Below are 23,134 nucleotides of genomic sequence, written 5' to 3'. Positions count from 1 at the left end.
GAGAGTCTGCATGAAGTCGATTGATCTGCTCTCCGGAATTCTCGGTTCGGTGCACGCATGCGGGTTTATGCGGGCTCGTTGAGCCCCGGTTCCGCCTCTGCCGGTTGGGCCTGATGTCCCGATCATCCTGATCTTTCCCGTTTCTGTACTTTTAGGACGCTCGCTCGGTCTGGCCGTTGCGCGTCAAACCATGGAGCCGGTCTGCGCAGGGGCGCTGCCGGATGAAGTCATGACTCTGAAATCGAAGGACCGCGCCGCCGCCATCCGCGTGGTGATCCCTTTCGTGATCCGGCACTGGTTCCGGCAGCCCGGACGGGCGGCGACGGTTGCCGTCGGTCTGCTCGGCGCAACGGTGGCCGATCTGTTCATGCCGCTGTTCTCCGGCCAGCTGGTCGATGCCGTCACCAAAGGTGGCGCCGATCCGGCAGCCCGGCAGGCGGCATTCACAGCCTTTGGCGCCATCGTGGCGCTTGGCGCGACGTCGATGCTGCTGCGGCTGCTCGGCATCCACGCCATCGTTCCGTTCACGCTGCGCATCATGTCGGATCTGTCGCGCGAGGCTTTCGCGCGCGTGCAGCGTTTCTCGACCGACTGGCACGCCAACAGCTTTGCGGGCTCCACGGTGCGCAAGGTCACGCGCGGAATGTGGGCGGTCGATCTGCTCAACGACACGCTGTTGATGGCGCTGCTGCCGTCGCTGGTGGTGTTGCTTGGCTCGATGCTGCTGCTCGGCTGGCACTGGCCGGCGCTGGGCGGTGTGATCGCTGTCGGTACGGTGGCCTATATCGCCATGACCGTGTGGTTCTCCACGCGTTACATCGCGCCGGCCGCGCGCGTGTCGAATGCATGGGACACCAAGGTTGGCGGTACGCTGGCGGATGCCCTGACCTGTAATGCCGTGGTGAAATCCTTCGGCGCGGAAAGCCGTGAGGACGGTCGGCTGGGGCAGGTCGTCGGCCGCTGGCGCGTGCGCGTGGCGCGCACATGGTATCGCTACAACACGACGAGCACGGTGCAGCTCGCGGTGCTACTCTGCGTGCGCACGGCGGTGATCGGCGGCGCGCTATGGCTGTGGCTGAACGGGCAAGCCACGGCGGGCGATGTCACCTATGTGCTGACGAGCTATGTCGTGATCCACGGCTATCTGCGCGATGTCGGCATGCACATCAACAACCTGCAGCGTTCGGTGAACGACATGGAGGAGCTTGTCGCGATTCATGATGTCACGCTCGGCATCGCCGATGCGCCGGATGCGCAGCCGATTGCGATCACCGGCGGGCGCATCCTGTTCGACGACGTGACGTTCCACTATGGCGGTCATGCCACGCCGCTCTATGACGGGCTGTCGGTCGACATCCGCGCCGGCGAGCGCGTCGGTCTGGTCGGGCGCTCCGGTTCGGGCAAGACGACATTCGTGAAGCTGATCCAGCGGCTCTACGATGTGTCGGGTGGCCAGATCATGATCGACGGCCAGAACATCGCCGAGGTCACGCAGGAGTCGCTGCGCAGCCGGATTGCGATTGTGCAGCAGGATCCGATTCTGTTTCACCGTTCGCTGGCCGACAACATCGCCTATGGCCGGCCCGGTGCCAGCATGGCGGCGATTGAACAGGCGGCGCGGCTGGCGAATGCGCATGACTTCATCACCCGGCTGCCGAAAGGTTACGGCACGCTGGTTGGTGAGCGCGGTGTGAAACTGTCAGGCGGCGAGCGGCAGCGTGTCGCGCTGGCGCGTGCATTCCTGGCGGATGCGCCGGTGCTGATTCTGGACGAGGCGACATCGAGCCTTGATTCAGAGTCGGAGGCGTTGATCCAGGAGGCGATGGAGCGGTTGATGAAAGGCCGCACCTCGATCGTGATCGCGCATCGCCTGTCGACCGTGCGCAGCCTCGATCGCATTCTGGTGTTCGATCACGGGCACATCGCGGAAGAGGGCACCCATGCCACGCTCACAGCGCGACCGGGTGGCATCTATCGCGGTCTGTTCGAGCGTCAGGTGCTGGATCTCGATCGCACCGCCGCGGCGGAATGATATCAGGAAGGAACGGGGGCCGCCGTTGGCCCTCGTTCGCATTTCGGCGCATGTCGTCAATGCCTTCGTCCCCCCGTGGGGCGAACCGATTGTGGCGACGCTCGCGCGGTGGCGCCCGTCGTCGCAAAATCGGAGCTCGTTGACAGTTCCTGCTTTGCGCAACACTCTGTCGATCCTGCGACCAGTATAGACCGTATTGGGGCTCGACGATGGATTGCTCGCCGGACATTCAGACATGGTCGACTGCTCTCGTCGAGCCGGAACGACGGCTGGATTACTGGATTTCCGCTGTTTGCGAAGGCTTTCTGGAGATGGATATCGCCAGCCTCGCGCCCGCGAGCTTTGCGTCCGAACTACAGCGCGGGCAGCTCGATGTGATTGGGGTCAATCAAGTTCGAGGCGATCCCCAGCATGTCTATCGCACCAGACGCGCCATCGCGCGCGGCCAGTCCAATTTTTACTATCTGCTTTGCAAGACCGACCGGAACTGGTCGGCCACGCAATGCGAGAGAACGGCGATGTTGCGCCCCCATGATCTTCTCCTGGTGGATTCGCGGCGCCCCTATGAATTTCATTTTCCGGTGACGTCGGACACGATTTCGCTGGAGCTGCCGATGGGATGGGTCGAGCGCTGGCTTACGGCGCCCGAGCAGCATCTTGGCCGGGTGATTGATGGACAGTCTGGCTGGGGACTGGCACTGAGCGGCTTCGTCCGGCAATGGTCACCGGAACTGGCCGTTCGCAGTCCGCTGCCGGCGTCTCTCCTCGTCGATCAATTGGGAGCCCTGCTGGCTCTGACACTGGAAGGCGATGTGACGCAGTCGCCGACGGAGACGTCTGGCACGGCCGCGCTGATTGATCGGATTCGTCGCGCTCTGCGCGAACGCTATGCCGAGCCCGGCCTCACTGCAGCGTCGATTGCCGCGCAACTGCAAATCTCGGAGCGCACGCTGCATCGCGGTCTCGCCAGCGCGTCCGTGACCTTTAGCGGGCTGCTTGCCGACTGCCGCATGTCAATGGCCCGCAAGATGCTGGCCGAGCCGCGCTTCGACCGTGTGAGTATCGGTGGCATCGGCCAGAAGGTCGGCCTGACGGATCCATCACACTTTATCCGCCAGTGCCGCAAATATCTTGGGGTGACACCCGGCGAGTTCAGGCGCCGACGATAGCCTGTGACGCAAATCGTCGATTGGGCTGGCGTAATCCGGCCATCTGCCCGGCATGTCGGTGATTATGAATGTTCGGGAAACATCGGGAGGATTGCATGGCAGATCTATACGTCCTGGTTCACGGTGCCTGGCACACGGGGAAGGAGATGGACGCGGTCGCCGGTCATCTGCGGGCGAGCGGGCATGTCGTTCATTGCCCGACGGTCGCTGGCAACAACGCGAATGACGACCGCAGCACAGTTGGGCTTGCGCAGGCTATCGCTTCGATCGCGGATTATATCGAGAAGGAAGATCTGCGGGACATACGCCTTGTCGGACACAGCTATGGCGGCATGGTGATTTCGGGCGTCGCGGACCGTATGGCAGAACGCATCAAGCGGCTGGTCTATGTCAACGCCTTCGTTCCGCTGAACGGACAGTCGCTCAATGACATGGTGCCGCCGCATTACCTTGGCCTGTTCGATTCCATCGCTGCCGCCAACAACAACGCGGTGATGCTGCCGTTTGAAATCTGGCGCGACGCTTTCATCAACGATGCCGATTTCGGACTGGCGAAGTCAGCCTATGAGCAACTCAATCCGCATCCCTACAAGACATTCACCGACAAGATTTCGCTGAGCAAGCCTCTCGCCGAACTTGCGGTCGGGAAATCCTACGTAAATTGTCAGCAGGACATTGCGCTGCCACACAGCCTGCCATGGCATCCCCGACTATCCGAACGTCTTGGTCTGTTTCGGCTGGTCGAATGTCCGGGTAGCCATGAAATGTTCTTCAGCAATCCTGCACGCCTCGCAGAGGCGATCATTCAGGCAGGACGGGACTGAAGCAGATTTCGGTGCGGTCATCGGCGCCAAAACTGGCGAAGGGCCCGGCGTTTTGCGCCGGGCCCTTCGTTGTTCAGAAAGTTATCAGCCGGCCTGTAAGCCGGGTTCTGTAGGGCATCGCCGATTTGCACCGGCGATACGTGACGGCCATTCCTCTGGGACCATAGTTGCCTATGGCCTCAAGCAACCTACCCGGACAGCGAGCAAGACATCGCCCCGCAGTGTTATCGCTCAAGGTGAGCGAACTGACTGCTTTGCCGTCCCTATTCGGTTTTGCTCCCGGTGTGGTTTGCCATGCCGTTTCCGTTGCCGGATACGCGGTGCGCTCTTACCGCACCTTTTCACCCTTACCCGCCTTCACCCTTGCGGGTTGCGGCGTGGCGAGCCCGAGGGCCTGTCGCGCCGAAGCAGCGAAGCTGCGTAGGAGGGCGGTTCGTTCTCTGTGGCACTTTCCCTGGGGTCACCCCCGCCGGACGTTATCCGGCACCGTATGTCGATGGAGCCCGGACTTTCCTCTCCCGCAGCCTTTCGACCGTAGCGGGAGCGGCCGTCCAGCCGACTGACGGCACAGGCATGGAGGCTCAGGGCCGTGGCGTCAAGCCAGGAACGCGCGCAGTCTTTGCCAAAATAAATTATCCTGAAGATGTCGTTCTGCTGCCGGTTCGTTCGACTGACCGCATGATCCCGGAAAGTGGCAACCAGTTTTCGGACCCGATCATGCCCATGTCACGGCGAATGCGCCGCTCAAGAGGAGAGAACGCAATGCAGTATCTGCTGATGATCTACCAGAACGAAGCCGAGTACGCGAAAATGGACGCCGCCACAGGCAAGAAGATGCTTGAGGAATATGGCGCATTCACCCAGTCCATCGTCCAGAGCGGCAATTTCAAGGCTGGTGACCGGCTGCAACCGACGACCACAGCGACCACGGTGCAGGTGCGCGACGGTAAGATGCTCACCACCGATGGTCCGTTCGCCGAGACGCGCGAACAGCTCGCTGGTTACTATCTGGTCGACGCGAAGGATCTCGATGCCGCACTGGCGATTGCGGCGCGGATTCCCAGTGCGCGGGTCGGTTCGATCGAGGTGCGGCCGATCTGGGTCTATAACTGACACCATGACGCTGGCCGAAATCGACAGGATCTTTCGCAACGAGGCGGGTCGCGCGCTGGCGACGCTGATCCGCCTCGTCGGCGATTTCGATTTGGCTGAAGATGCGTTGCAGGATGCCTTCGCGGTTGCGCTTGAAAAATGGCCCGCCGCCGAGCCGCCGGAAAATCCGCGTGCGTGGCTTGTCAATGTCGGGCGCAACAAGGCGATCGACCGTGTCAGGCGTCTGGTCTCGTTTCGCGACAAGCAGGAACAGGTGACGCACGAGCTGTTGCTGAATGCGTGCGCAAATGACGATCGCTGTGATGACGCTCTTCTCGACGACGACATGCTGCGGCTGATTTTCATCTGTTGCCATCCGGCTTTCGCCGTAGAGGTGCAGGTGATGCTGACGCTGCGAACCGTCTGTGGATTGAGCACCGCTCAGGTGGCACGGGCGTTTCTGATCGGCGAAGACGCCATGGCGCAGCGTCTGGTCCGGGCCAAACAGAAGATCCGCATCGCCGGAATTCCCTATGAAGTGCCTGTGCGAGATGCGCTCGAACAGCGCCTGCGCGGCGTGTTGGCCGTGATCTATCTGGTTTTCACCGAAGGCTACGTTGCCACATCAGGTGACGATCTGATGCGGCCGGACCTGGCGCGGGAAGCAATCCGGCTGGCTCGTTTGCTTGATGCGCTGATGCCGCAGCGCCGCGAGATCAAAGGCCTGCTGGCGCTGATGCTGCTGCACGACGCGCGCCGCTCCGGTCGTGCGACGGCGGATGGCGATATCGTGCTGCTGGAAGCGCAGGATCGGTCGCTGTGGGATCACCAACAGATTGTCGAGGGATTGCGGCTGGTAGAGGACGCGTTGCACGCTCCGGGCCGACCCGATGACTACGTAGTGCAGGCCGCGATCGCCGCGCTGCATGCGCAGGCGCCAAGCTATCAAGCCACCGACTGGCCGCAGATCGCTGGGCTCTACGAAGTCCTGCTGCGGATCAGGCCATCGCCGGTAATCGAGCTCAACCATGCCGCCGCGGTGGCGATGGTCGATGGTCCGCTGCGTGCCTTGAATCTGGTCGACGCATTGCAGGCGAGGGGCGGACTCGACGGCTACGATCTGCTGCCGGCCGTGCGCGCCGACCTGTTGCGCCGTCTTGGCCGGCGCGATGCCGCCCGCGATGCGTATCATCGGGCCAGTGCGGCCACACAACTTGAGCCATTGCGCCGGCTTTACGCGCGGCGATTGGCTGAGCTGGACGAGATGATCGATCCGGAGATCTAGGCTGTCGCTTCGCTGGGCAGGCTGGCGAGCAGGGCCTGCAGCGTGGTCAGCGTCGAGTGATCCACGAGACCGTCGACGCGCTCCGGACGGAAATGGCGCTGGAAGGCGGTGACCACTTCCATGGTCGGAGCATTGTACTGGCCATCGGTCTCGATGCCGTAGCCATAGCGCGCCAATGCATGCTGCAGCGCCAGTACGTCGTCGCCCGCAGCGCCGAGTTTCATGGTTTCGCCGCGCACGATCGGTGCCGGCATCACCCAGTGGCCGACGCCGGAATTGGCGAGCGAGTGCCACGGGAATTTCTCGCCGGGATCTTTCTTGCGCGAGGGCGAGACGTCGGAATGACCGAGCACGCGATGCGGCTGCAGGTCATGACGCAGCATGATGCCGCGGCAGAGCGCGGTGACGGCGGCGATCTGCCGGCTCGGAAAATCCGGATAGCCCCAGTCATGACCGCGATTGATGATTTCGATGCCGATCGAGCAGGAATTGATGTCCTCTTCGCCGGCCCAGAAGCCGACGCCGGCGTGCCAGGCCCGCTTGGCTTCTGGCACCGTCTGCACGATGCGGCCATCCTCGAGCACGATGTAATGCGCAGAGACATCGGTGCCCGCGCTGCACAGGCGCGCGATCGCGCCTTCCGGATCGGGCATGCCGGTATAGTGCAGCACGATCATGTCGGGCACGAGGCCCTTGTTACGCTCACCGAAATTCGGCGACGGGATCACGTCGGAAACGACGGATGAATCCGGGGTAAAGGTCGGCATGTCCGCGGCGCCCTTGGGAATCGGGAGGGCGCGTTGACGCTTGGAGTCGGATCCAGCGGGGGCGGACGTAGGTGAAGCCATCAGAAAACTCAAATCAGTCACGAGAACAGCGACACATATCGGTTGCGCCGCAGGCGCGTACTATCCTCGACCGACACCTTGCTATGCAACGACTGCATGACAGTTTTGCCCCATTTTTATCCACTGTGGGCTTAAAGCATCAGCACTACGATGAAACCGGCACTTGCAATTGATCGATTGCTCTCCAACCCATCAACGCTTTCTTAACGCTAAGTGCCGTTACTGAGTGGTGAAGAGCCAACCTGAAAAGGGCGGCCAAAGTTCCATTTTGTCGCTCAGATCCCGGCGTTCTGATCCCATGGCAATCCCGACAAATCCATGCGGACATCAGGCCTGCCTCGCGCAAAACGCGGGCGGCGCGTCGAATGGAACCCGCAATCGCGCGGCGACCGGGCTTTTCAGGAGGAAAAGCCAGGCGGCGCGCCGACAGTTGAGGCGACATGGGCCTGTTCGTGTCCAGTTTGATTTTGCGCCTCGATGCGAAGGAACGGAACGCGCTGTCTGCACGCCTCCGGCCGGCGCGCGCATGAGCACGCCCGATACAAGACATATCTCCGTTCTCGGTGTTGAAGCCGTCGATATGCTGAGCCCGCGCGCCGGTGGTATTTATGTCGATGCCACATTCGGCGCAGGCGGCTATTCCCGCGCCATTCTCGCGACCGAGGGAACCCGCGTCATCGCCATTGATCGCGACCGGACGGCCATCGCCGGTGGCTTCGATCTGGTCGACGCGTCCGACGGCCGTCTCACGTTGGTCGAGGATCGCTTCTCCAATCTTGCCCATGTGTGTGCCGCCCAGGGCGAGCCGCTCGTCGATGGCGTCGTGATGGATGTCGGCGTGTCGTCGATGCAGATCGATCAGGCCGAACGCGGCTTCTCGTTCCGTTTCGACGGCCCGCTCGACATGCGCATGAGCCAGCACGGGCCGACCGCGGCCGATGTGGTGGCGAAGGCCTCCGAGGCCGATCTCGCCAATATCATCTATATCTTCGGCGAGGAACGGCACTCCCGCTCTGTTGCGCGCGCGATCGTCGCGGCGCGCAAGGAAGCGCCGGTCGAAACGACGAAACAGCTCGTCGATATCGTGCAGAAGGTCGTGTGGGCCAAGCCCGGCGAAATCCATCCGGCGACGCGCACGTTCCAGGCGCTGCGCATCTTCGTCAATGCAGAGCTCGACGAACTCCACACTGCGCTCGCCGCCGCCGAGCGCGTGCTGAAGCCGGGCGGCCGGCTGTCGGTGGTCTCGTTCCATTCGCTGGAAGACCGTATCGTCAAGAATTTCATGACCGAACGCAGCAAGACCGGCGGCGGATCGCGGCATCTGCCGGAGGTCGCGCAATCCCGTCCGCGCTTCTCGCTCGTCAACAAGCGCCCGATCACTGCTGGCGACGAAGAACTCAAGGCCAATCCGCGCGCGCGCTCTGCGAAGCTGCGCGGCGCCGAGCGTACCGACGCGCCGGCACAGGATGCCGGCCCGTTGCCGGGCTGGCCGACGCTTGCCTCTGTGATGAGGGGAGGCTGACCATGCGGATCATCCACCTTCTCGTCATCGCCGTTCTCGTCTTCGCCGCCGCCTATGTCTATCGCATCAAGATGGAATCCACCGTGCGCACCGAGAAGGTGCTGCGCCTGCATGCCGATATTCGCGAACAGCGCGATGCGATCGCGTCGTTGCGCGCCGAATGGGCCAAGCTCGATGCGCCAATGCGGCTGCAGGGTCTGGCTGAACGTCATCTCAAGCTGCAGCCGGTGACGGCGCAGCAATTCGACACGATGAAGAATCTGCCGGATCGGCCGCCGAACTTTGCCAAGCCCGGTGAGCCAGATCCGATCGGCGCGATGATCCATACCATCGATCCGGATATCGTGACCGGTTCGCTGCCGGCGCCGGAGGATCCGCAGTGACAGGTCCGCAACTCGACCCGAACAAACCGATCACCCGGCCGCCGGAGCCCTGGCGCCAGCGTCTGATCCGCAGCCTGCTCTACGGGCGCAACGTCGATCGTGCGGCGAAGGCACGCGCGCGCGTCGGTCTTGCGATGATCGCGTTCGGCGGCGTGTATGGCATCATTGCCGTGCGCCTGATCATGTTCGCCGTCAACGGCGACACCCATGCGGAGCGCCGCTCCACGCGTGACGCTATCGCCACTGCACGTCCCGATATCGTCGACCGCAACGGCGCGATCCTGGCGACCGACGTGAAGTCACCATCGCTGTTCTCGGAGCCACGCCGCATCATCGACAAGGACGAAGCGGTCGAATTGCTCACTGGCGCATTGCCCGATCTCGACGGCGCCGAAGTGCGTGAGCGGATCATGAGCAAGAAGGGCTTTGCCTGGCTGAAGCGCGAGATCACGCCGCAGCAGCAGCGCGACATTCATCGCCTCGGCATTCCCGGCATCGGCTTCCTGCGCGAGAACAAGCGCGTCTATCCGAGCGGTGCGGCGGTCTCGCATCTGATCGGCCTGACTAATATCGACAACCAGGGCATTGCGGGGATCGAGAAATGGCTCGACAGTAATGGCCTCGCAGATCTGCATCGCGCGGGCTTTGCGTCCGATCGCCTGCAGAAGCCGGTCGAACTCGCCGTCGACCTGCGCGTCGAACACGCGCTGCGTGATGAGCTGCTCAAGGCCAAGGCGAAGTACAGCGCCAAGGCGGCGTCGGGTCTGGTGTCGAACGTGAAGACCGGCGAGATCGTCGCCATGGTCTCGCTGCCTGACTTCGATCCGAACAATCCGAAGGAAGCGCACGATCCGGACCGCATCAATCGCCTGACCACCGGCGTCTATGAAATGGGCTCGACCTTCAAGACGCTGACACTGGCGATGGCGCTCGACAGCGGCAAGGCCAATCTCAATACGATGTATGACGCGCGCTATCCGCTCAGCTACGGCAAGTTCAAGATCCACGACACCCATCCGGTGCCGCGTCCGATCTCGCTCACCGAAGTCTTCACTTTTTCGTCAAACGTCGGCGCTGCGAAGATCGCGCTCGGGCAGGGCGTCGAAGCGCACAAGGCCTTCCTGAAGAAAGTCGGCCAGCTCGATCGCCTGCGCACCGAATTGCCGGAGAGCGCGATGCCGATCGTGCCGAAGCGTTGGGGCGAACTGAACACCATCACTATCGCATTCGGTCACGGCATGGCCGTGGCGCCGCTGCAGGCGGTGATGGGCGTCAATGCGATGATCAATGGCGGGCTGCTGATTCCGCCGACCTTCCTGAAGCGCACCGAAGAGGAAGCGCGGGAGATCGGCAAGCGCGTCATCAAGAAAGAGACCAGCGACAAGGTGCGTTACATGATGCGCCTGAATGCCGAGACCGGTTCGGCGCGGCAGGCCGAAGCCAGGGCCAAGGGTTACTATCTCGGCGGCAAGACCGGTACGGCCGAGAAGGTCGTCAACGGCCGCTATTCCAAGAAGCAGGTGCTGAATTCCTTTACCGCTGTGCTGCCGATGGACAATCCGCAATTCCAGGTTCTGGTGATGCTGGACGAGCCGAAGGCGCTGCCGGAAACCCATGGTTTCATCACCTCGGGCTGGAATGCGGTGCCGACGGGGGGCAATGTGATCGCCCGTATCGCGCCGCTTTTGGGGCTTGAGCCGCGCTTCGATCTGGCGCCGTCCGACCGCCTTATTCTTGCGACATCCAAGGTGACTCAGTAACGCCGCATCTGCGCTTTACAGCCGGTGCAAAATGCGGTTTGCGTGGCGTTGCGAACCCGATGTGTCCCTCGATCTGGCCTGCCCGGAGCAGCATGAAACTACGCGATTTGTTCAACCCTGATGCCGTGATGGAGCAGTCCGCAAGGGACGTCACCGTCACCGGACTGGCTGTGGACAGCCGCGCAGTGAAACAGGGCGATCTGTTCTTTGCACTCGCCGGTGCGAAGACCGACGGTTCGCGTTTCATCGCACAGGCACTGGCGTCAGGTGCCGTCGCTGTCGCCAGTGACCACAGACCCGACGATCTGTCCGTACCCTTCGTGCGCACGCCCAATCCGCGCCTTGCGCTGGCTCTGGCCGCCGCCAAGTTCTATCCGCGCCAGCCAGCGGTCATTGCCGCCGTCACGGGGACATCGGGCAAGACCTCTGTCGCATCCTTTGCACGCGAGATCTGGGGGCGTCTCGGATATGCCTCTGCCAGCATCGGCACCATCGGTCTCGTCTCGCCGAAGCGCACCGTCTATGGCTCGCTGACCACGCCGGATCCGATCTCGCTGCACCAGCAGATCGACGAGATCACCGGCGAGGGCGTGACGCATCTCGCGCTCGAAGCGTCGTCCCATGGCCTCGATCAATTCAGGCTTGATGGCGTGCGGGTCTCTGCCGCCGGCTTCACCAATCTGTCGCGCGATCACATGGACTACCATCCGGACGTCGCGCACTATCTCAGTGCCAAGCTGCGGTTGTTCCTCAATCTGGTCGTGGACGGTGGCGTTGCCGTGATCGCGGCCGATCATGAGCATTCGCCGCAAGTGATCCATGCTGCACAGTCGCGCCACTTGGGTCTGATGAAGGTCGGCCGCAAGGGCGACGGCGCAGGCGAGGGCATTCGCCTTGTCGAGGCCACGGTCGAAGGCTTCGCGCAGAAACTCACACTTGAGCATCGCGGCAAGAGCCATCAGATCAAGCTGCCACTGGTCGGTGAATTCCAGATCGAGAACGCGCTTGTCGCGGCCGGTCTCGTGATCGGTACCGGCGGTGATGTCGATGCGACTTTCGCTGCGCTCGAACATCTCGAAGGCGCCAAGGGGCGTCTCGAGCAGGTCGGTGCGCACAACGGCGCGCCGGTGTTTGTCGATTACGCCCACAAGCCCGATGCGCTGGCGAAAGCGCTGCAGGCGCTCCGTCCCTATGCGAAGCGCAAGCTCGTCGTGGTGTTCGGCGCCGGCGGTGATCGCGATGCCGGCAAGCGGCCGCTGATGGGCGAGATCGCCAGCGAAAATGCCGACAGCGTGATTGTCACCGATGACAATCCGCGCAGCGAGAATCCAGCGACAATCCGCGCTGCCATTCTGGCCGCTGCGAAAGGCGCTATCGAAATCGGTGACCGCGCCGAAGCCATCCGCGTGGCCGTCGAAGGCCTGCAGCCCGGCGATGCCCTGCTGATCGCCGGCAAGGGCCACGAGACCGGACAGATCGTTGGTACCCGCACGCTACCTTTCAGCGATCACGAGGCCGCCGCAGCGGCGCTTGCCAAGAGGACTGCATGAGCGAGTTTCTTTGGACATCGGCCGCGCTGGTCGAGGCGATGCGCGCCACGGTGCAGGGCGCGCTGCCGGAAGGCATTACCGGCATCTCTATCGATACCCGCACCATCAAGCCGGGCGAGGCATATTTCGCGATTAAGGGCGACGTGCATGACGGCCACGCTTTCGTCGAGGCTGCGTTGAAAGCCGGCGCTGGTCTCGCCGTCGTCGAAGCGGCGCAGCGCGACAAGTTTTCGGCAGATGCGCGTCTGCTGGTGGTCGACGACGTGCTCGCAGGTCTCGTCGAACTCGGTCTGGCCTCGCGTGCACGTCTGAAAGCGCCGATCATCGCAATCACCGGTTCGGTCGGCAAGACCTCGACCAAGGAAGCGCTGCGCCGCGTGCTGGAAGCGCAGGGCAAGACCCATGCCTCGGTCGCGTCGTTCAACAATCACTGGGGCGTGCCGCTGACGCTGGCGCGCTGCCCGGCGGACGTGCGCTTTGCGATCTTCGAGATCGGCATGAACCATGCCGGCGAAATCGAGACGCTGGTGAAGATGGTCCGGCCGCATTACGCCGTCATCACCACTGTCGAGCCGGTGCATCTGGAATTCTTCGCCGGTGTCGAAGCGATCGCGGATGCGAAAGCCGAAATCTTTTTGGGGCTTGAGCCCAATGGCGTCGCGATCCTCAATCGCGACAATGCGCAATTCGCGCGGTTGCAGAAGAGCGCCAAGAAGGCAGGCGTCTCGCGCATCGTCTCGTTCGGCGCAGACGAGAAGGCTGAGGCACGGCTGCTCGACGTCTCATTGCATCCGACCTGTTCGGCCGTGCATGCCAATATCCTCGGCCATGACGTCACCTACAAGCTCGGTATGCCCGGCCGCCACATGGCGATGAATTCGCTGGCGGTGCTGGCTGCAGCCGAATTGATGGGCGCCGATCTCGTTCATGCCGCGCTGACGCTGTCGCAGGTCGTGCCCGCTGTGGGCCGCGGCGCTCGCCATGTGCTCGAAGTGTCGGGCGGCGAGGCGACGCTGATCGATGAGAGCTACAATGCCAATCCGGCTTCGATGGCGGCGGCCATCAATGTACTGGGCGCTGCAGCAGTCGGTCCAAAGGGGCGCCGCATCGCGGTGCTCGGGGACATGCTCGAACTCGGCGCCGATGGCGCGAAACTTCATGCCGGGTTGCTGGATGCGGTGCAGTCCAATGGCATCGATCTGGTATTTTGCTGTGGTCCCCTGATGCGCAATCTTTGGGATGCTCTTTCCACGGGCAAGCGGGGCGGCTATGCCGGGGATGCGGCGGCGCTCGAATCGCAGGTGTTGGCCGCGATCCGCGCCGGTGACGCCATCATGGTCAAGGGCTCGCTCGGCTCGAAGATGAAACCGATTGTCTCCGCGCTCGAAAAGCGCTTTCCCGGCAACGCCGCGCTCGACGACGCCGCGGTATAGGGCGGACTGAATGTTCTACTGGCTGATCGACTTCGCGGGCACCGTGCCGGTGTTCAACGTGTTCCGCTACATCACCTTCCGCACCGGCGGCGCAGTGGTCACCGGCGCACTGTTCGTGTTCCTGTTCGGACCCTGGATCATCGACAATCTGCGCCTGCGCCAGGGCAAGGGTCAGCCGATCCGCACCGACGGGCCGCAGTCGCATCTGGTCAAGGTGGGCACGCCGACCATGGGCGGGCTGATGATCCTGTCCGGCCTCGTGGTCTCCACGCTGCTCTGGGCCAATCCGCGCAATCCCTATGTCTGGATCGTGCTGGCCGTGACGCTCGGCTTCGGCTTCGTCGGTTTCTATGACGACTATCTCAAAGTGACCAAGCAGAGCCACAAGGGCTTTGCCGGCCGCACACGCCTTATGATCGAATTCATCATCGCGGGCGCCGCCTGTTTCGCCTTCGTCAAGCTCGGCCGCGATCCGCTGTCCTCCTCGCTGGTGATCCCGTTCCTCAAGGACGTGATCGTGAATTTCGGCTGGTTCTTCGTGCTGTTCGGCGCCTTCATCGTCGTGGGTGCCGGCAATGCCGTGAACCTCACTGACGGCCTCGATGGCCTCGCTATCGTACCTGTCATGATCGCGTCTGCCTCGTTCGGCATGATCGCCTATCTCGCCGGCAATGCGGTGTTCTCTGATTACCTGCAGATCAACTATGTTGCGGGGACCGGCGAACTCGCTGTGCTCTGCGGCGCGGTGCTCGGCGCAGGGCTTGGCTTCCTCTGGTTCAATGCGCCACCGGCCTCGATCTTCATGGGCGATACCGGCTCGCTGGCATTGGGCGGCATGCTCGGCTCGATCGCGGTAGCCGTGAAGCACGAGATCGTGCTCGCGGTGATCGGTGGCCTGTTCGTGCTGGAGGCCGTGTCGGTGATCGTGCAGGTCACGTCGTTCAAGCTTACCGGCAAGCGCGTCTTTCGTATGGCGCCGATCCATCACCATTTCGAGCAGAAGGGCTGGACCGAGCCGCAGATCGTCATTCGCTTCTGGATCATCTCGGTGATGTTGGCGCTGGTCGGCCTCTCCACGCTGAAGCTGCGGTGATTGAAATGAGATGGAGCGCCGCGCGTAGTGCTCCCTCCCCCCTTGCGGGGGAGGGCCGGGGAGAGGGGTGCCACGCACGCCGGACGTCGCTTGTTGCCACCCCTCTCCCGGCGCTACGCGCCACCCTCTCCCGCAAGGGGAGAGGGGACAAGAAAGCAAACGGAGCGTTGCTTTGATCCCCGTCACCTCATTCGCGGGCAAGACAATCGCCGTGTTCGGCCTCGGTGGCTCCGGCCTCGCGTCCTGCCACGCGCTGCAGGCGGGCGGCGCCGAAGTCATTGCCTGTGACGACAGCATCGATCGGATGGTCGAGGCGACGCAGGCCGGTTTCATTACCGCCGATCTGCGCACCGTGGCATGGGGCAGTTTTGCGGCTCTGATCCTGACGCCCGGTGTGCCGCTGACGCATCCGGCGCCGCATTGGACAGTCGTCGCCGCGAAAGCAGCAGGCGTCGAAGTCATCGGCGACATCGAATTATTCTGCCGTGAGCGCAAGCTGCATGCGCCCGATGCGCCTTTCGTTGCTATCACTGGCACCAACGGCAAATCGACGACGACAGCGCTCGTTGCGCATCTGATGCGCGAGGCGGGTTTCGATACGCAGATGGGCGGCAATATCGGTACCGCGATCCTGTCGCTCGAGCCGCCGCGCGCCGGCCGCGTCCATGTGATCGAGATGTCGTCCTATCAGATCGATCTCACGCCCTCGCTCGATCCCTCGGTCGGCATCCTGCTCAACGTCACGCCCGATCATATCGATCGTCACGGCACATTGGCGCACTACGCTGCGGTGAAGGAGCGTCTCGTTGCCGGCGTACAGACGCGCGGCACGGCGATCATCGGCGTCGATGACGACTGGTGCAGCAAGGCCGCCGATCGCATCGAGCAAGCCGGCAAGCGCGTGGTGCGTGTCTCCGTCGAACATCCGCTGGCCGATGGCCTCACCATTCGTGGCAGCACCATTACGCGCAATGCCGGCGGCGCGCAGAGCGATGTCGTCGATATCGCTGGTATCGGCTCGCTGCGTGGCTTGCACAATGCGCAGAACGCAGCATGTGCCTCGGCGGCAGCGCTGGCACTGGGCGTCAGTTCAGCCGTGCTGCAGAAGGGCCTGCGCAGCTTTCCCGGTCTTGCCCATCGCATGGAGCAGGTCGGTCGTCAGGGTAGCACGCTGTTCGTCAACGACTCCAAGGGCACCAACGCGGACGCTGCGGCGAAAGCGCTGTCGTCCTTCAACGACATTTTCTGGATCGCCGGTGGCAAGCAGAAGGAAGGCGGCATCACGTCGCTGGCCGAATTCTTCCCGCGTATCCGGGGCGCCTATCTGATCGGCGAAGCCGCCAACGATTTCGCGCAGACCCTGGACGGCAAGGTGCCGTACGAGATCAGCGTCAGTCTCGACGTCGCCGTGGCCAATGCCGCGCGCGATGCCGCCGAAGCCGGGCTGACAGAGCCGGTCGTGCTGCTGTCGCCCGCCTGCGCCTCGTTCGACCAGTTCCGCAATTTCGAGATCCGCGGCGACCGGTTCAGGGAGCTGGTGCTGGCGCTGGATGGGGTGAGGGCGGTTTAAGGCGCGATCTTCACGATCCAGTATCAGCCGACGTGTTCTGGCTCAGTCGAGGGAATATCACGCGGCTGTTGGGAGCCAACAGTCGAGGTCATTTGATCGCACCGTACAGGGGGCGTTGATGATTGAGCCGTCGGATGATCGCAAGGACACGTCGCCACTGATCGCAGAGATCGCTGAATTTATTCGGCATCATGCGACGGGCTCGATCCTCCGCGTCGGCATCGATGGCGTGGACGGTGTAGGAAAGACGGTGTTCGCGGACACGCTCGCGCGTGTAATCGGCACGCTCGGACGGCCCGTTATCCGCGCCTCCGTGGACAGCTTTCACAACAGGCGCGAGATCCGATACCGGCAGGGGAAAACCTCTCCACATGGCTTTTACGCGGACTCCTACAATTATGTTGAGTTGCGGAAAGTACTGCTCGATCCACTCGGACCCGGCGGCTCGCGCGTCTATTGCCCTGCCATCTTCGATCACACCGTGAACGCCCCGGTCGCCGCTTGCTGGTCGATCGCCGATCTCGATGCTGTCCTCGTCTTCGATGGCATTTTTCTGCACCGCCCGGAACTCAGGGACGTCTGGGACCTGTCGATTTTTCTGGATGCGCCATTCACCATCACCATCCCGCGCGGCGCCGGTCGCGGCCCCGGATACGGATCGGCTGATGTGGATGCCGCGTCCAACCGGCGCTATATCGAAGGCCAGCGCCTGTATCTGCAAGAGAACGACCCGCAAAACCGCGCGAATCTCGTCATCGACTATTCCGATTTCACGCACCCTGCAGTCACAGTCCGCCGCTGGCCGCCCTGAATGGGGCCAAATTTTCACAATCCATTAACCGTCTGGCAACCACGATGGCCCATCGATAGGAGTTCATCGACCCGCAGGACGCGCTTATGATCTCTCGCGAACAACGCACACCGCTCAGCGAATGGTGGTGGACCGTGGACCGCCTGCTGCTGGCGGCGATCATCGCGCTGATGCTGGCCGGGGTGATCCTGTCGCTGGCCGCCTCGCCGCCGGTGGCGACGCGCATCGGGCTTGATCCGTTCCACTTCTTCAACCGGCACATCCTGTTCCTGGTGCCGTCGATTATCGTGCTGATCGGCGTGTCCTTCATGACCCCGCGGCAGATCCGCCGCTCGGCCCTTGTCGTGTTCGCGATCTCCATTGTCCTGATCCTGGCGACCCTGCTGATCGGGCCGGAAGTGAAAGGCGCCAAGCGCTGGATCACCATTCTCGGCATCAACATCCAGGCGTCGGAATCCGCCAAGCCGGCTTTCGTCGTCATCGCCGCCTGGCTGTTCTCGGAATCCGCACGCAAACCGGAAATGCCGGCCACATCCATGGCCATCGTCCTGTTGATGATGCTGGTGTCGCTGCTGGTGATGCAGCCTGACTTCGGTCAGACCATGCTGATCCTGATGGCCTGGGGTTCGCTGTTCTTCATCGCCGGCATGCGCATGGTCTGGGTATTCGGCCTCGGCGCCACCGCGGCAGGCGGGCTATTGATGGCTTACTTCCTGGTGCCGCACGTTGCCGGCCGTATCAAACGCTTCATGGATCCCGCCTCGGGCGACACGTTCCAGGTCGATACGGCAATGGAAGCATTTTCGAATGGCGGCTGGTTCGGCCTTGGGCCCGGCGAGGGCATCGCCAAGCGCAGCCTGCCGGACAGCCACACCGACTTCGTTTTTGCCGTCGGCGCCGAAGAGTTCGGCATCCTGCTCTGTCTCGCGGTGCTCAGCCTGTTTGCCTTCATCGTGATCCGCGCGATGTCGCGCGCTTACGCGACCGAAGACCTGTTCTCGCGCTTTGCGGCCTCGGGCCTCGCCATTCTGTTCGGCGTGCAGGCGGCGATCAACATGGCAGTCAATCTGCATCTGATCCCCGCCAAGGGCATGACGCTGCCCTTCATCTCCTATGGTGGTTCGTCGATGATCTCGCTGGCCTACAGTGTCGGCATGCTGCTCGCTTTGACGCGGATGCGCCCGCGCACCGAAGTCGAGGCGATCGACGCCCACGTCGCGCGCACTTACGCGTGATGAGCACCGCGCCCCTCATATTGCTTGCGGCGGGCGGCACCGGCGGACATCTGTTTCCGGCGGAAGCCCTCGGCGTTGCGCTGATGAAGCGCGGGCTGCGCGTCCGGCTCGTGACGGATGCGCGTGCGCTGAAATATAGCGGTCTGTTCTCACGCGAAATGATCGATGTGGTGCCGAGCGAGACGGTACGCTCCCGCAATCCCCTCTCGCTGGCCCGCACCGCGATCATGCTCGCTGCTGGCACCGCGATGGCGCTAAATCTGATGCGCAGCCTGAAGCCAGCGGCGGTGATCGGCTTCGGCGGCTACCCGACCGTGCCGCCACTGTTCGCCGCGCGCCTGTTCGGCATCCCCACCCTCATCCACGATTCCAATGCGGTGATGGGCCGCGCCAACCGCATGCTGTCGGGCAAGGTCAGCGCCATCGCCACATCGCTGCCTGGCGTGCTCGACCGCGATCCCGAATTGTCGAAGAAGACCACCACGACAGGCACGCCGATGCGCCCGGCGATCCTCGCCGCCGCCGCCGTGCCTTATGCAGCGCCGGATCTCACCGGGCCATTCCGCTTGCTCGTCGTCGGCGGCAGCCAGGGCGCGCGCATCATGGCTGATATCGTCCCGCCGGCGATCGAGCGTCTCGAACCGGCGCTGTGGAATCGCCTCGTGCTCACACAACAGGTGCGCGACGAAGACATGAGCCGTGTGCGTGCGGTCTATGACAAGCTCAAGATCAAAGCCGAATTTGCGCCGTTCTTCAGCGATCTCCCCGCGCGTCTCGCATCGAGCCAACTTGTGATCTCGCGCTCCGGTGCGGGCACCGTCGCCGAACTTGGCGCCATCGGCCGTCCGTCCATTCTGGTGCCGCTGCCCGGTGCGCTCGATCAGGATCAGTTCGCCAATGCCGGTGTGCTTGCCGATGCCGGCGGCGCACTCCGCATCGCGCAGGCCGATTTCACGCCGGATCGCCTGGCTGCTGAAATCTCGGCGCTGGCCGGCGAGCCGGCGCGGTTGACCGCGATGGCCTCAGGCGCCCGCAAGGTCGGCAAGCTCGACGCGGCAGAGCGGCTGGCGGATCTCGTTGCCAAGGTCGCGAAGATTTAGCTCATCGATTCTGCTACACGTCGTCCCCACGCGGTTCGCCGGGGGGACAATGAGCGGAGAGTATCTTTCTGATATTCCGATGACGCACCGCGGGATCGCACAAGCTGCGCTCAGGGCGACCGTCGGTTCTGCAACCATCGATTCCATCCGGCCGATTCCGGGTGGCGTCTCGGGCGCGCTCGTCTATCGCGTGGATGCCGGCGGCCGCCGCTACGTATTGCGCATGGAGGGCTTTGCCAGTCCGCTGCGCAACCCGCATCAATATACGTCGATGCGCATCGCTGCAGAGGCAGGGATCGCGCCGCGGCTCTATCATGTGGACGAGGTCGCCCGTGTGGCGGTGATGGACTTCATCGTCGAACAGCCTCTGCAGTCCTATCCCGGCGGTCCCCATGCTTTGGCACAGGCGCTGGGAGAAATGCTGCGGCGCCTGCAGGCGACGCCGAGGTTCGGGCGCTTCGTCGATTATCCGGACATCACCGCCCGGCTGTGGGCCCATGTCTGCCGCACAAATCTGTTTGCGCCTGGCGTGCTCGATGCCCACACGCAGCGTCTGGCAGACCTCCGTAGCGCCTATACGTGGAATAGCGACGAGGCGGTTTCCAGCCACAACGATATCCTGCCGCGCAACCTTCTGTTCGATGGCGAGCGTCTGTGGCTGGTCGATTGGGAGTCGGCCTATTGCAACGATCCCGTCGTCGACATGGCGACCATACTCGATAATTTTGCGCCGTCACCTGAACTCGAAGAGGTGCTTTTGCAGGCATGGCTCGGTTACCCGCCCGATCGCGGCCTGCGCGATCGTCTCGAATTGATGCGCGCGCTCACCCGTCTGTTTTATGCGGGCGTCCAGTTCAGCGCCGTCGCGACCGCGTCGCGCTCGGTGCCGGACACGGATCTCTCGGCTCCTACACTTGCGGAATTCCAGCAGGCCTTGCGCGATGGGCGGCTGGCGCCCGACGCGTTGGAGACCAGGCATCTGCTTGGAAAGATGTATCTCGCTGCATTTTTCACGGGCGAGAAACCGCCGGGGCTGCCTCCGCCGATCAGTGCCTTTCAAGTGATGGGCACAGCGGAGGCATGACGACGAGATGCTGGACGCTACAGCCTCACGGTCTCCACCAGATAATCCAGAAACGCCCGCACCCTTGCGGGCAATTGTCCGCCGTGGCCGACGAACACCGCGTGGATCGGTTCGATGTCGCCTGGATTGAAAGCTTCGAGCACCGGCACCAGCCGGCCGGCTTTGATATCGGCCTCGACGTGAAAGCGCGCCAGTCGCGCGAGGCCCATGCCGGCCACGGCGAGGTGCTGCATCGCTTCGCCGTCGCTGACGAGGGCATTCCCTGACGGCATCACGGCGATTGTTTCGCCGCCGATCTTGAACGGCCAGCCGTTCTCCCACTTGGCAAAGCCGAAGCGCAGCAGATTATGGTCAGCGAGATCGTCCGGCGTCTTGGGTGTGCCGCGCTCTTTGAGATAGTCCGGCGCGGCAACCACCACCATCCGGCTCTCGCCGAGTTTGCGCGCCAGCAGTCGTGACTCGCGCATCAAGCCAACGCGAATGGCGACATCGGCGCGCTCTTCCAGGAGATCCACGACGAGATCGGTCAGCACGACCTCGACCTTGATGTCGGGATAGCGCTTCGCGAAATCCGGCAGCAGCGGCAGCAGGAGACGCAGGCCGAAGGGCACGCTGGTATTGACGCGCAGCAGGCCGCTCGGTGTTGCGCCGATGGCAGCTTCGCGTTCGGCCGCGCTGATCTCGTCGAGAATGCGTAGTGCGCGCTCATAGAAAGCGCTGCCTTCCGGCGTGAGCTGAAGCTTGCGCGTCGAGCGATTGATGAGCCGCACGCCGAGCCGCCCTTCCAGCCGCGCCACCAGTTTGCTGACGGCAGAGGGGGTCATCCGGAAGGCCCGCGCCGCGGTCGAAAAACCGCCGAGCTCGACCACGCGGGTGAACACTTCCATCTCGCCGGAGCGGTTGACGTCCAGTCGTGACATCTGACTTCAATCTATTGAGTGAATTCAATTCACAAATATTGTGCCTATGCCACGTCTATCTCATCAATGTCCGGAGGTCCACATCTCCCGCTGTCGGGCATCTGGCCCGTTTCACGCACGGGATAGGATCATGCCTCTCGCACTCTACGCGCTTACCGCCGGCGCCTTCGGAATTGGTGTCACCGAATTCGTCATCATGGGTCTCCTGATCGAGGTCGGCGGCGACCTCGGCGTGTCGATCCCGGCCGCGGGTCTGCTGATCTCGGGCTACGCGCTGGGTGTCGTGCTCGGCGCCCCGATCATGACCATCGCCACCAGTCGCTGGCCGCGCAAAACCGTGCTGCTGGTGCTGATGGGCATCTTCACGCTGGGTAATCTCGCTTGCGCGCTCGCGCCGGACTACTGGAGCCTGATGGCGGCACGCGTGTTGACCGCGTTCGCGCATGGCACCTTCTTCGGTGTCGGCTCCGTTGTCGCCACCACGCTGGTGGCGCCGGACAAAAAGGCCTCGGCCATCGCCATCATGTTCACCGGTCTGACCGTGGCGAATATTCTCGGCGTGCCATTCGGTACCTGGCTGGGGCAGGGGTTTGGCTGGCGCGCGACCTTCTTCTCTGTGACCGCCGTTGGCGTCGCCGCCTTCGCAATCATCGCGCTGTTCGTGCCGCAAGATAGGGAAAAGCCGGCGCCGTCGAATCTGAAACAGGATCTGGCGGTGCTCGCGCGTCCGCAGGTGCTGCTTGGCCTGCTCACTACGGTGCTGAGCTGGATTGGTGTGTTCGCGCTGTTCACCTACATCGCGCCGATCCTGACCCGGCTGGCCGGCTTTTCGGAGACCGCGGTGTCGCCGATCCTGCTGGTGTTCGGCGGCGGGCTGGTGGTCGGCAATCTGGTCGGCGGACGGCTCGCCGACCGCTGGCTGCTGCCGACGGTGCTGGGCAGTCTCGCTGCGCTGGCGGTGGTGCTGTTCCTGATGACCTTCGCCGTTCACAGTCAGATCGCCGTGGTGGCATTCGTGGCGCTGCTCGGCGCCGTGGGCTTCGCCACCGTGCCGCCGTTGCAGATGTGGGTGCTGGAGAAGGCCCATGGTGCTGGTCAGAGCCTGGCCTCGAGCTTCAATATCGCGGCGTTCAATCTCGGCAACGCCATCGGCGCCTGGCTCGGCGGTGCGGTTATCGATCATGGCGGGCTCGCCTCGGTGCCGTGGGTCGCTGCATTGGCGCCGCTGGCGGCGCTCGCTGTGGCACTTTGCGCAATCCGCTTCGACCGGGGGCGGGCTGCGGTTCCCGCGGCGGCAGAGTAGGGCACAACAGCAGCGAAGGTGGCGGATTCGCCTGATCCGCAAGCCAAATTTCCGTCTTTTTCGTCATGGCCGGGCTTGTCCCGGCCATCCACGTCTGTTTGAAGGAGTCATCAGTTAGAA

The 23,134-nt window shown here is 63.2% G+C and carries 19 protein-coding genes and 1 other RNA gene; 17 read left to right on the top strand and 3 right to left on the bottom strand.

Going from position 1 to position 23,134, the window contains the following annotated elements; translation table 11 throughout:
• The first annotated feature begins 229 nt into the window (after positions 1-229).
• The 3 genes from BLW80_RS24555 (at position 230) to BLW80_RS24545 (ending at position 4,025) form a co-directional block, all read left to right on the top strand.
• Positions 230-2,032 carry an ABC transporter ATP-binding protein gene (locus BLW80_RS24555; RefSeq protein WP_093761139.1) on the top strand — a complete coding sequence of 601 codons (1,803 nt, stop codon included), beginning with the start codon at positions 230-232 and terminating at the stop codon, positions 2,030-2,032.
• A gap of 209 nt (positions 2,033-2,241) precedes the next feature.
• Positions 2,242-3,201: an AraC-like ligand-binding domain-containing protein gene (locus tag BLW80_RS24550; RefSeq protein ID WP_093760542.1), complete on the top strand. Its 960-nt coding sequence runs from the start codon at positions 2,242-2,244 to the stop codon at positions 3,199-3,201.
• Positions 3,202-3,296: 95 nt separating this feature from the next.
• On the top strand, positions 3,297-4,025 hold the full coding sequence (locus BLW80_RS24545; RefSeq protein WP_093760540.1) for an alpha/beta hydrolase: 729 nt from the start codon (positions 3,297-3,299) through the stop codon (positions 4,023-4,025).
• Between the two features lie 80 nt (positions 4,026-4,105).
• Here BLW80_RS24545 and rnpB read toward each other — a convergent pair.
• Positions 4,106-4,588, bottom strand: an RNA gene (rnpB, locus tag BLW80_RS24540) — RNase P RNA component class A.
• 199 nt (positions 4,589-4,787) lie between these two features.
• Between rnpB and BLW80_RS24535 the strand changes: the two genes are divergently transcribed.
• Together BLW80_RS24535 and BLW80_RS24530 are read left to right on the top strand one after the other, a co-directional pair.
• Positions 4,788-5,138, top strand: a complete 351-nt coding sequence (locus BLW80_RS24535; protein ID WP_068732310.1) for a YciI family protein — start codon at positions 4,788-4,790, stop codon at positions 5,136-5,138.
• 4 nt (positions 5,139-5,142) lie between these two features.
• On the top strand, positions 5,143-6,402 hold the full coding sequence (locus BLW80_RS24530) for an RNA polymerase sigma factor (RefSeq protein WP_093760538.1): 1,260 nt from the start codon (positions 5,143-5,145) through the stop codon (positions 6,400-6,402).
• On the opposite strand, the gene BLW80_RS24525 is transcribed toward BLW80_RS24530, so the two are convergent.
• Entirely contained in the window at positions 6,399-7,250 is an 852-nt protein-coding gene (locus BLW80_RS24525) for an N-acetylmuramoyl-L-alanine amidase (RefSeq protein WP_093760536.1), read from the bottom strand. The two genes, BLW80_RS24530 and BLW80_RS24525, sit on opposite strands and share 4 nt — an antisense overlap.
• Positions 7,251-7,776: 526 nt before the next feature.
• On the opposite strand from BLW80_RS24525, the gene rsmH reads away from it, so the two are divergent.
• The 11 genes from rsmH (at position 7,777) to BLW80_RS24470 (ending at position 20,791) form a co-directional block, all read left to right on the top strand.
• The gene (gene rsmH / locus BLW80_RS24520) at positions 7,777-8,772 is read left to right on the top strand and encodes a 16S rRNA (cytosine(1402)-N(4))-methyltransferase RsmH (RefSeq protein WP_093760534.1); all 996 of its coding nucleotides are present in this window, start codon (positions 7,777-7,779) and stop codon (positions 8,770-8,772) included.
• A 2-nt stretch (positions 8,773-8,774) separates the two neighbouring features.
• On the top strand, positions 8,775-9,155 hold the full coding sequence (gene ftsL / locus BLW80_RS24515) for a cell division protein FtsL (RefSeq protein WP_089267351.1): 381 nt from the start codon (positions 8,775-8,777) through the stop codon (positions 9,153-9,155).
• Positions 9,152-10,915 carry a peptidoglycan D,D-transpeptidase FtsI family protein gene (locus tag BLW80_RS24510; RefSeq protein WP_231077580.1) on the top strand — a complete coding sequence of 588 codons (1,764 nt, stop codon included), beginning with the start codon at positions 9,152-9,154 and terminating at the stop codon, positions 10,913-10,915. Before ftsL ends, BLW80_RS24510 begins: the two co-directional genes overlap by 4 nt.
• A gap of 92 nt (positions 10,916-11,007) precedes the next feature.
• Positions 11,008-12,465 (top strand): UDP-N-acetylmuramoyl-L-alanyl-D-glutamate--2,6-diaminopimelate ligase, encoded by a 1,458-nt coding sequence (locus BLW80_RS24505; RefSeq protein WP_093760532.1) that lies wholly within the window; start codon positions 11,008-11,010, stop codon positions 12,463-12,465.
• Entirely contained in the window at positions 12,462-13,898 is a 1,437-nt protein-coding gene (locus BLW80_RS24500) for a UDP-N-acetylmuramoylalanyl-D-glutamyl-2,6-diaminopimelate--D-alanyl-D-alanine ligase (protein WP_093760530.1), read from the top strand. Before BLW80_RS24505 ends, BLW80_RS24500 begins: the two co-directional genes overlap by 4 nt.
• Before the next feature lie 10 nt (positions 13,899-13,908).
• A complete protein-coding gene (gene mraY / locus BLW80_RS24495; protein WP_093760528.1) occupies positions 13,909-14,991 on the top strand; it encodes a phospho-N-acetylmuramoyl-pentapeptide-transferase in 1,083 nt (360 codons plus the stop codon).
• A 172-nt stretch (positions 14,992-15,163) separates the two neighbouring features.
• Complete coding sequence (gene murD, locus BLW80_RS24490; RefSeq protein ID WP_093760526.1) at positions 15,164-16,561, top strand: UDP-N-acetylmuramoyl-L-alanine--D-glutamate ligase; 1,398 nt, start codon at positions 15,164-15,166, stop codon at positions 16,559-16,561.
• Between the two features lie 118 nt (positions 16,562-16,679).
• Positions 16,680-17,372: a nucleoside/nucleotide kinase family protein gene (locus BLW80_RS24485; protein WP_210185350.1), complete on the top strand. Its 693-nt coding sequence runs from the start codon at positions 16,680-16,682 to the stop codon at positions 17,370-17,372.
• A gap of 86 nt (positions 17,373-17,458) precedes the next feature.
• Positions 17,459-18,607, top strand: coding sequence for a putative lipid II flippase FtsW (ftsW, locus tag BLW80_RS24480; RefSeq protein WP_089267347.1), 1,149 nt, complete (start codon positions 17,459-17,461; stop codon positions 18,605-18,607).
• Positions 18,604-19,707, top strand: coding sequence for an undecaprenyldiphospho-muramoylpentapeptide beta-N-acetylglucosaminyltransferase (gene murG, locus BLW80_RS24475; RefSeq protein ID WP_093760524.1), 1,104 nt, complete (start codon positions 18,604-18,606; stop codon positions 19,705-19,707). Before ftsW ends, murG begins: the two co-directional genes overlap by 4 nt.
• A gap of 79 nt (positions 19,708-19,786) precedes the next feature.
• On the top strand, positions 19,787-20,791 hold the full coding sequence (locus tag BLW80_RS24470) for a phosphotransferase (RefSeq protein WP_170849790.1): 1,005 nt from the start codon (positions 19,787-19,789) through the stop codon (positions 20,789-20,791).
• Positions 20,792-20,808: 17 nt separating this feature from the next.
• On the opposite strand, the gene BLW80_RS24465 is transcribed toward BLW80_RS24470, so the two are convergent.
• Complete coding sequence (locus BLW80_RS24465; RefSeq protein WP_093760520.1) at positions 20,809-21,711, bottom strand: LysR family transcriptional regulator; 903 nt, start codon at positions 21,709-21,711, stop codon at positions 20,809-20,811.
• 130 nt (positions 21,712-21,841) lie between these two features.
• Here BLW80_RS24465 and BLW80_RS24460 point away from each other — a divergent pair, with 130 nt between their 5' ends.
• Positions 21,842-23,014 carry an MFS transporter gene (locus BLW80_RS24460; RefSeq protein ID WP_093760518.1) on the top strand — a complete coding sequence of 391 codons (1,173 nt, stop codon included), beginning with the start codon at positions 21,842-21,844 and terminating at the stop codon, positions 23,012-23,014.
• The last annotated feature ends 120 nt before the right edge of the window (positions 23,015-23,134 follow it).

The sequence above is a fragment of the Tardiphaga sp. OK245 genome (genome assembly GCF_900108575.1).
GTDB classification, from domain to species: Bacteria; Pseudomonadota; Alphaproteobacteria; order Rhizobiales; family Xanthobacteraceae; genus Tardiphaga; species Tardiphaga robiniae.
This window is presented reverse-complemented; position numbering and strand designations above follow the sequence as displayed.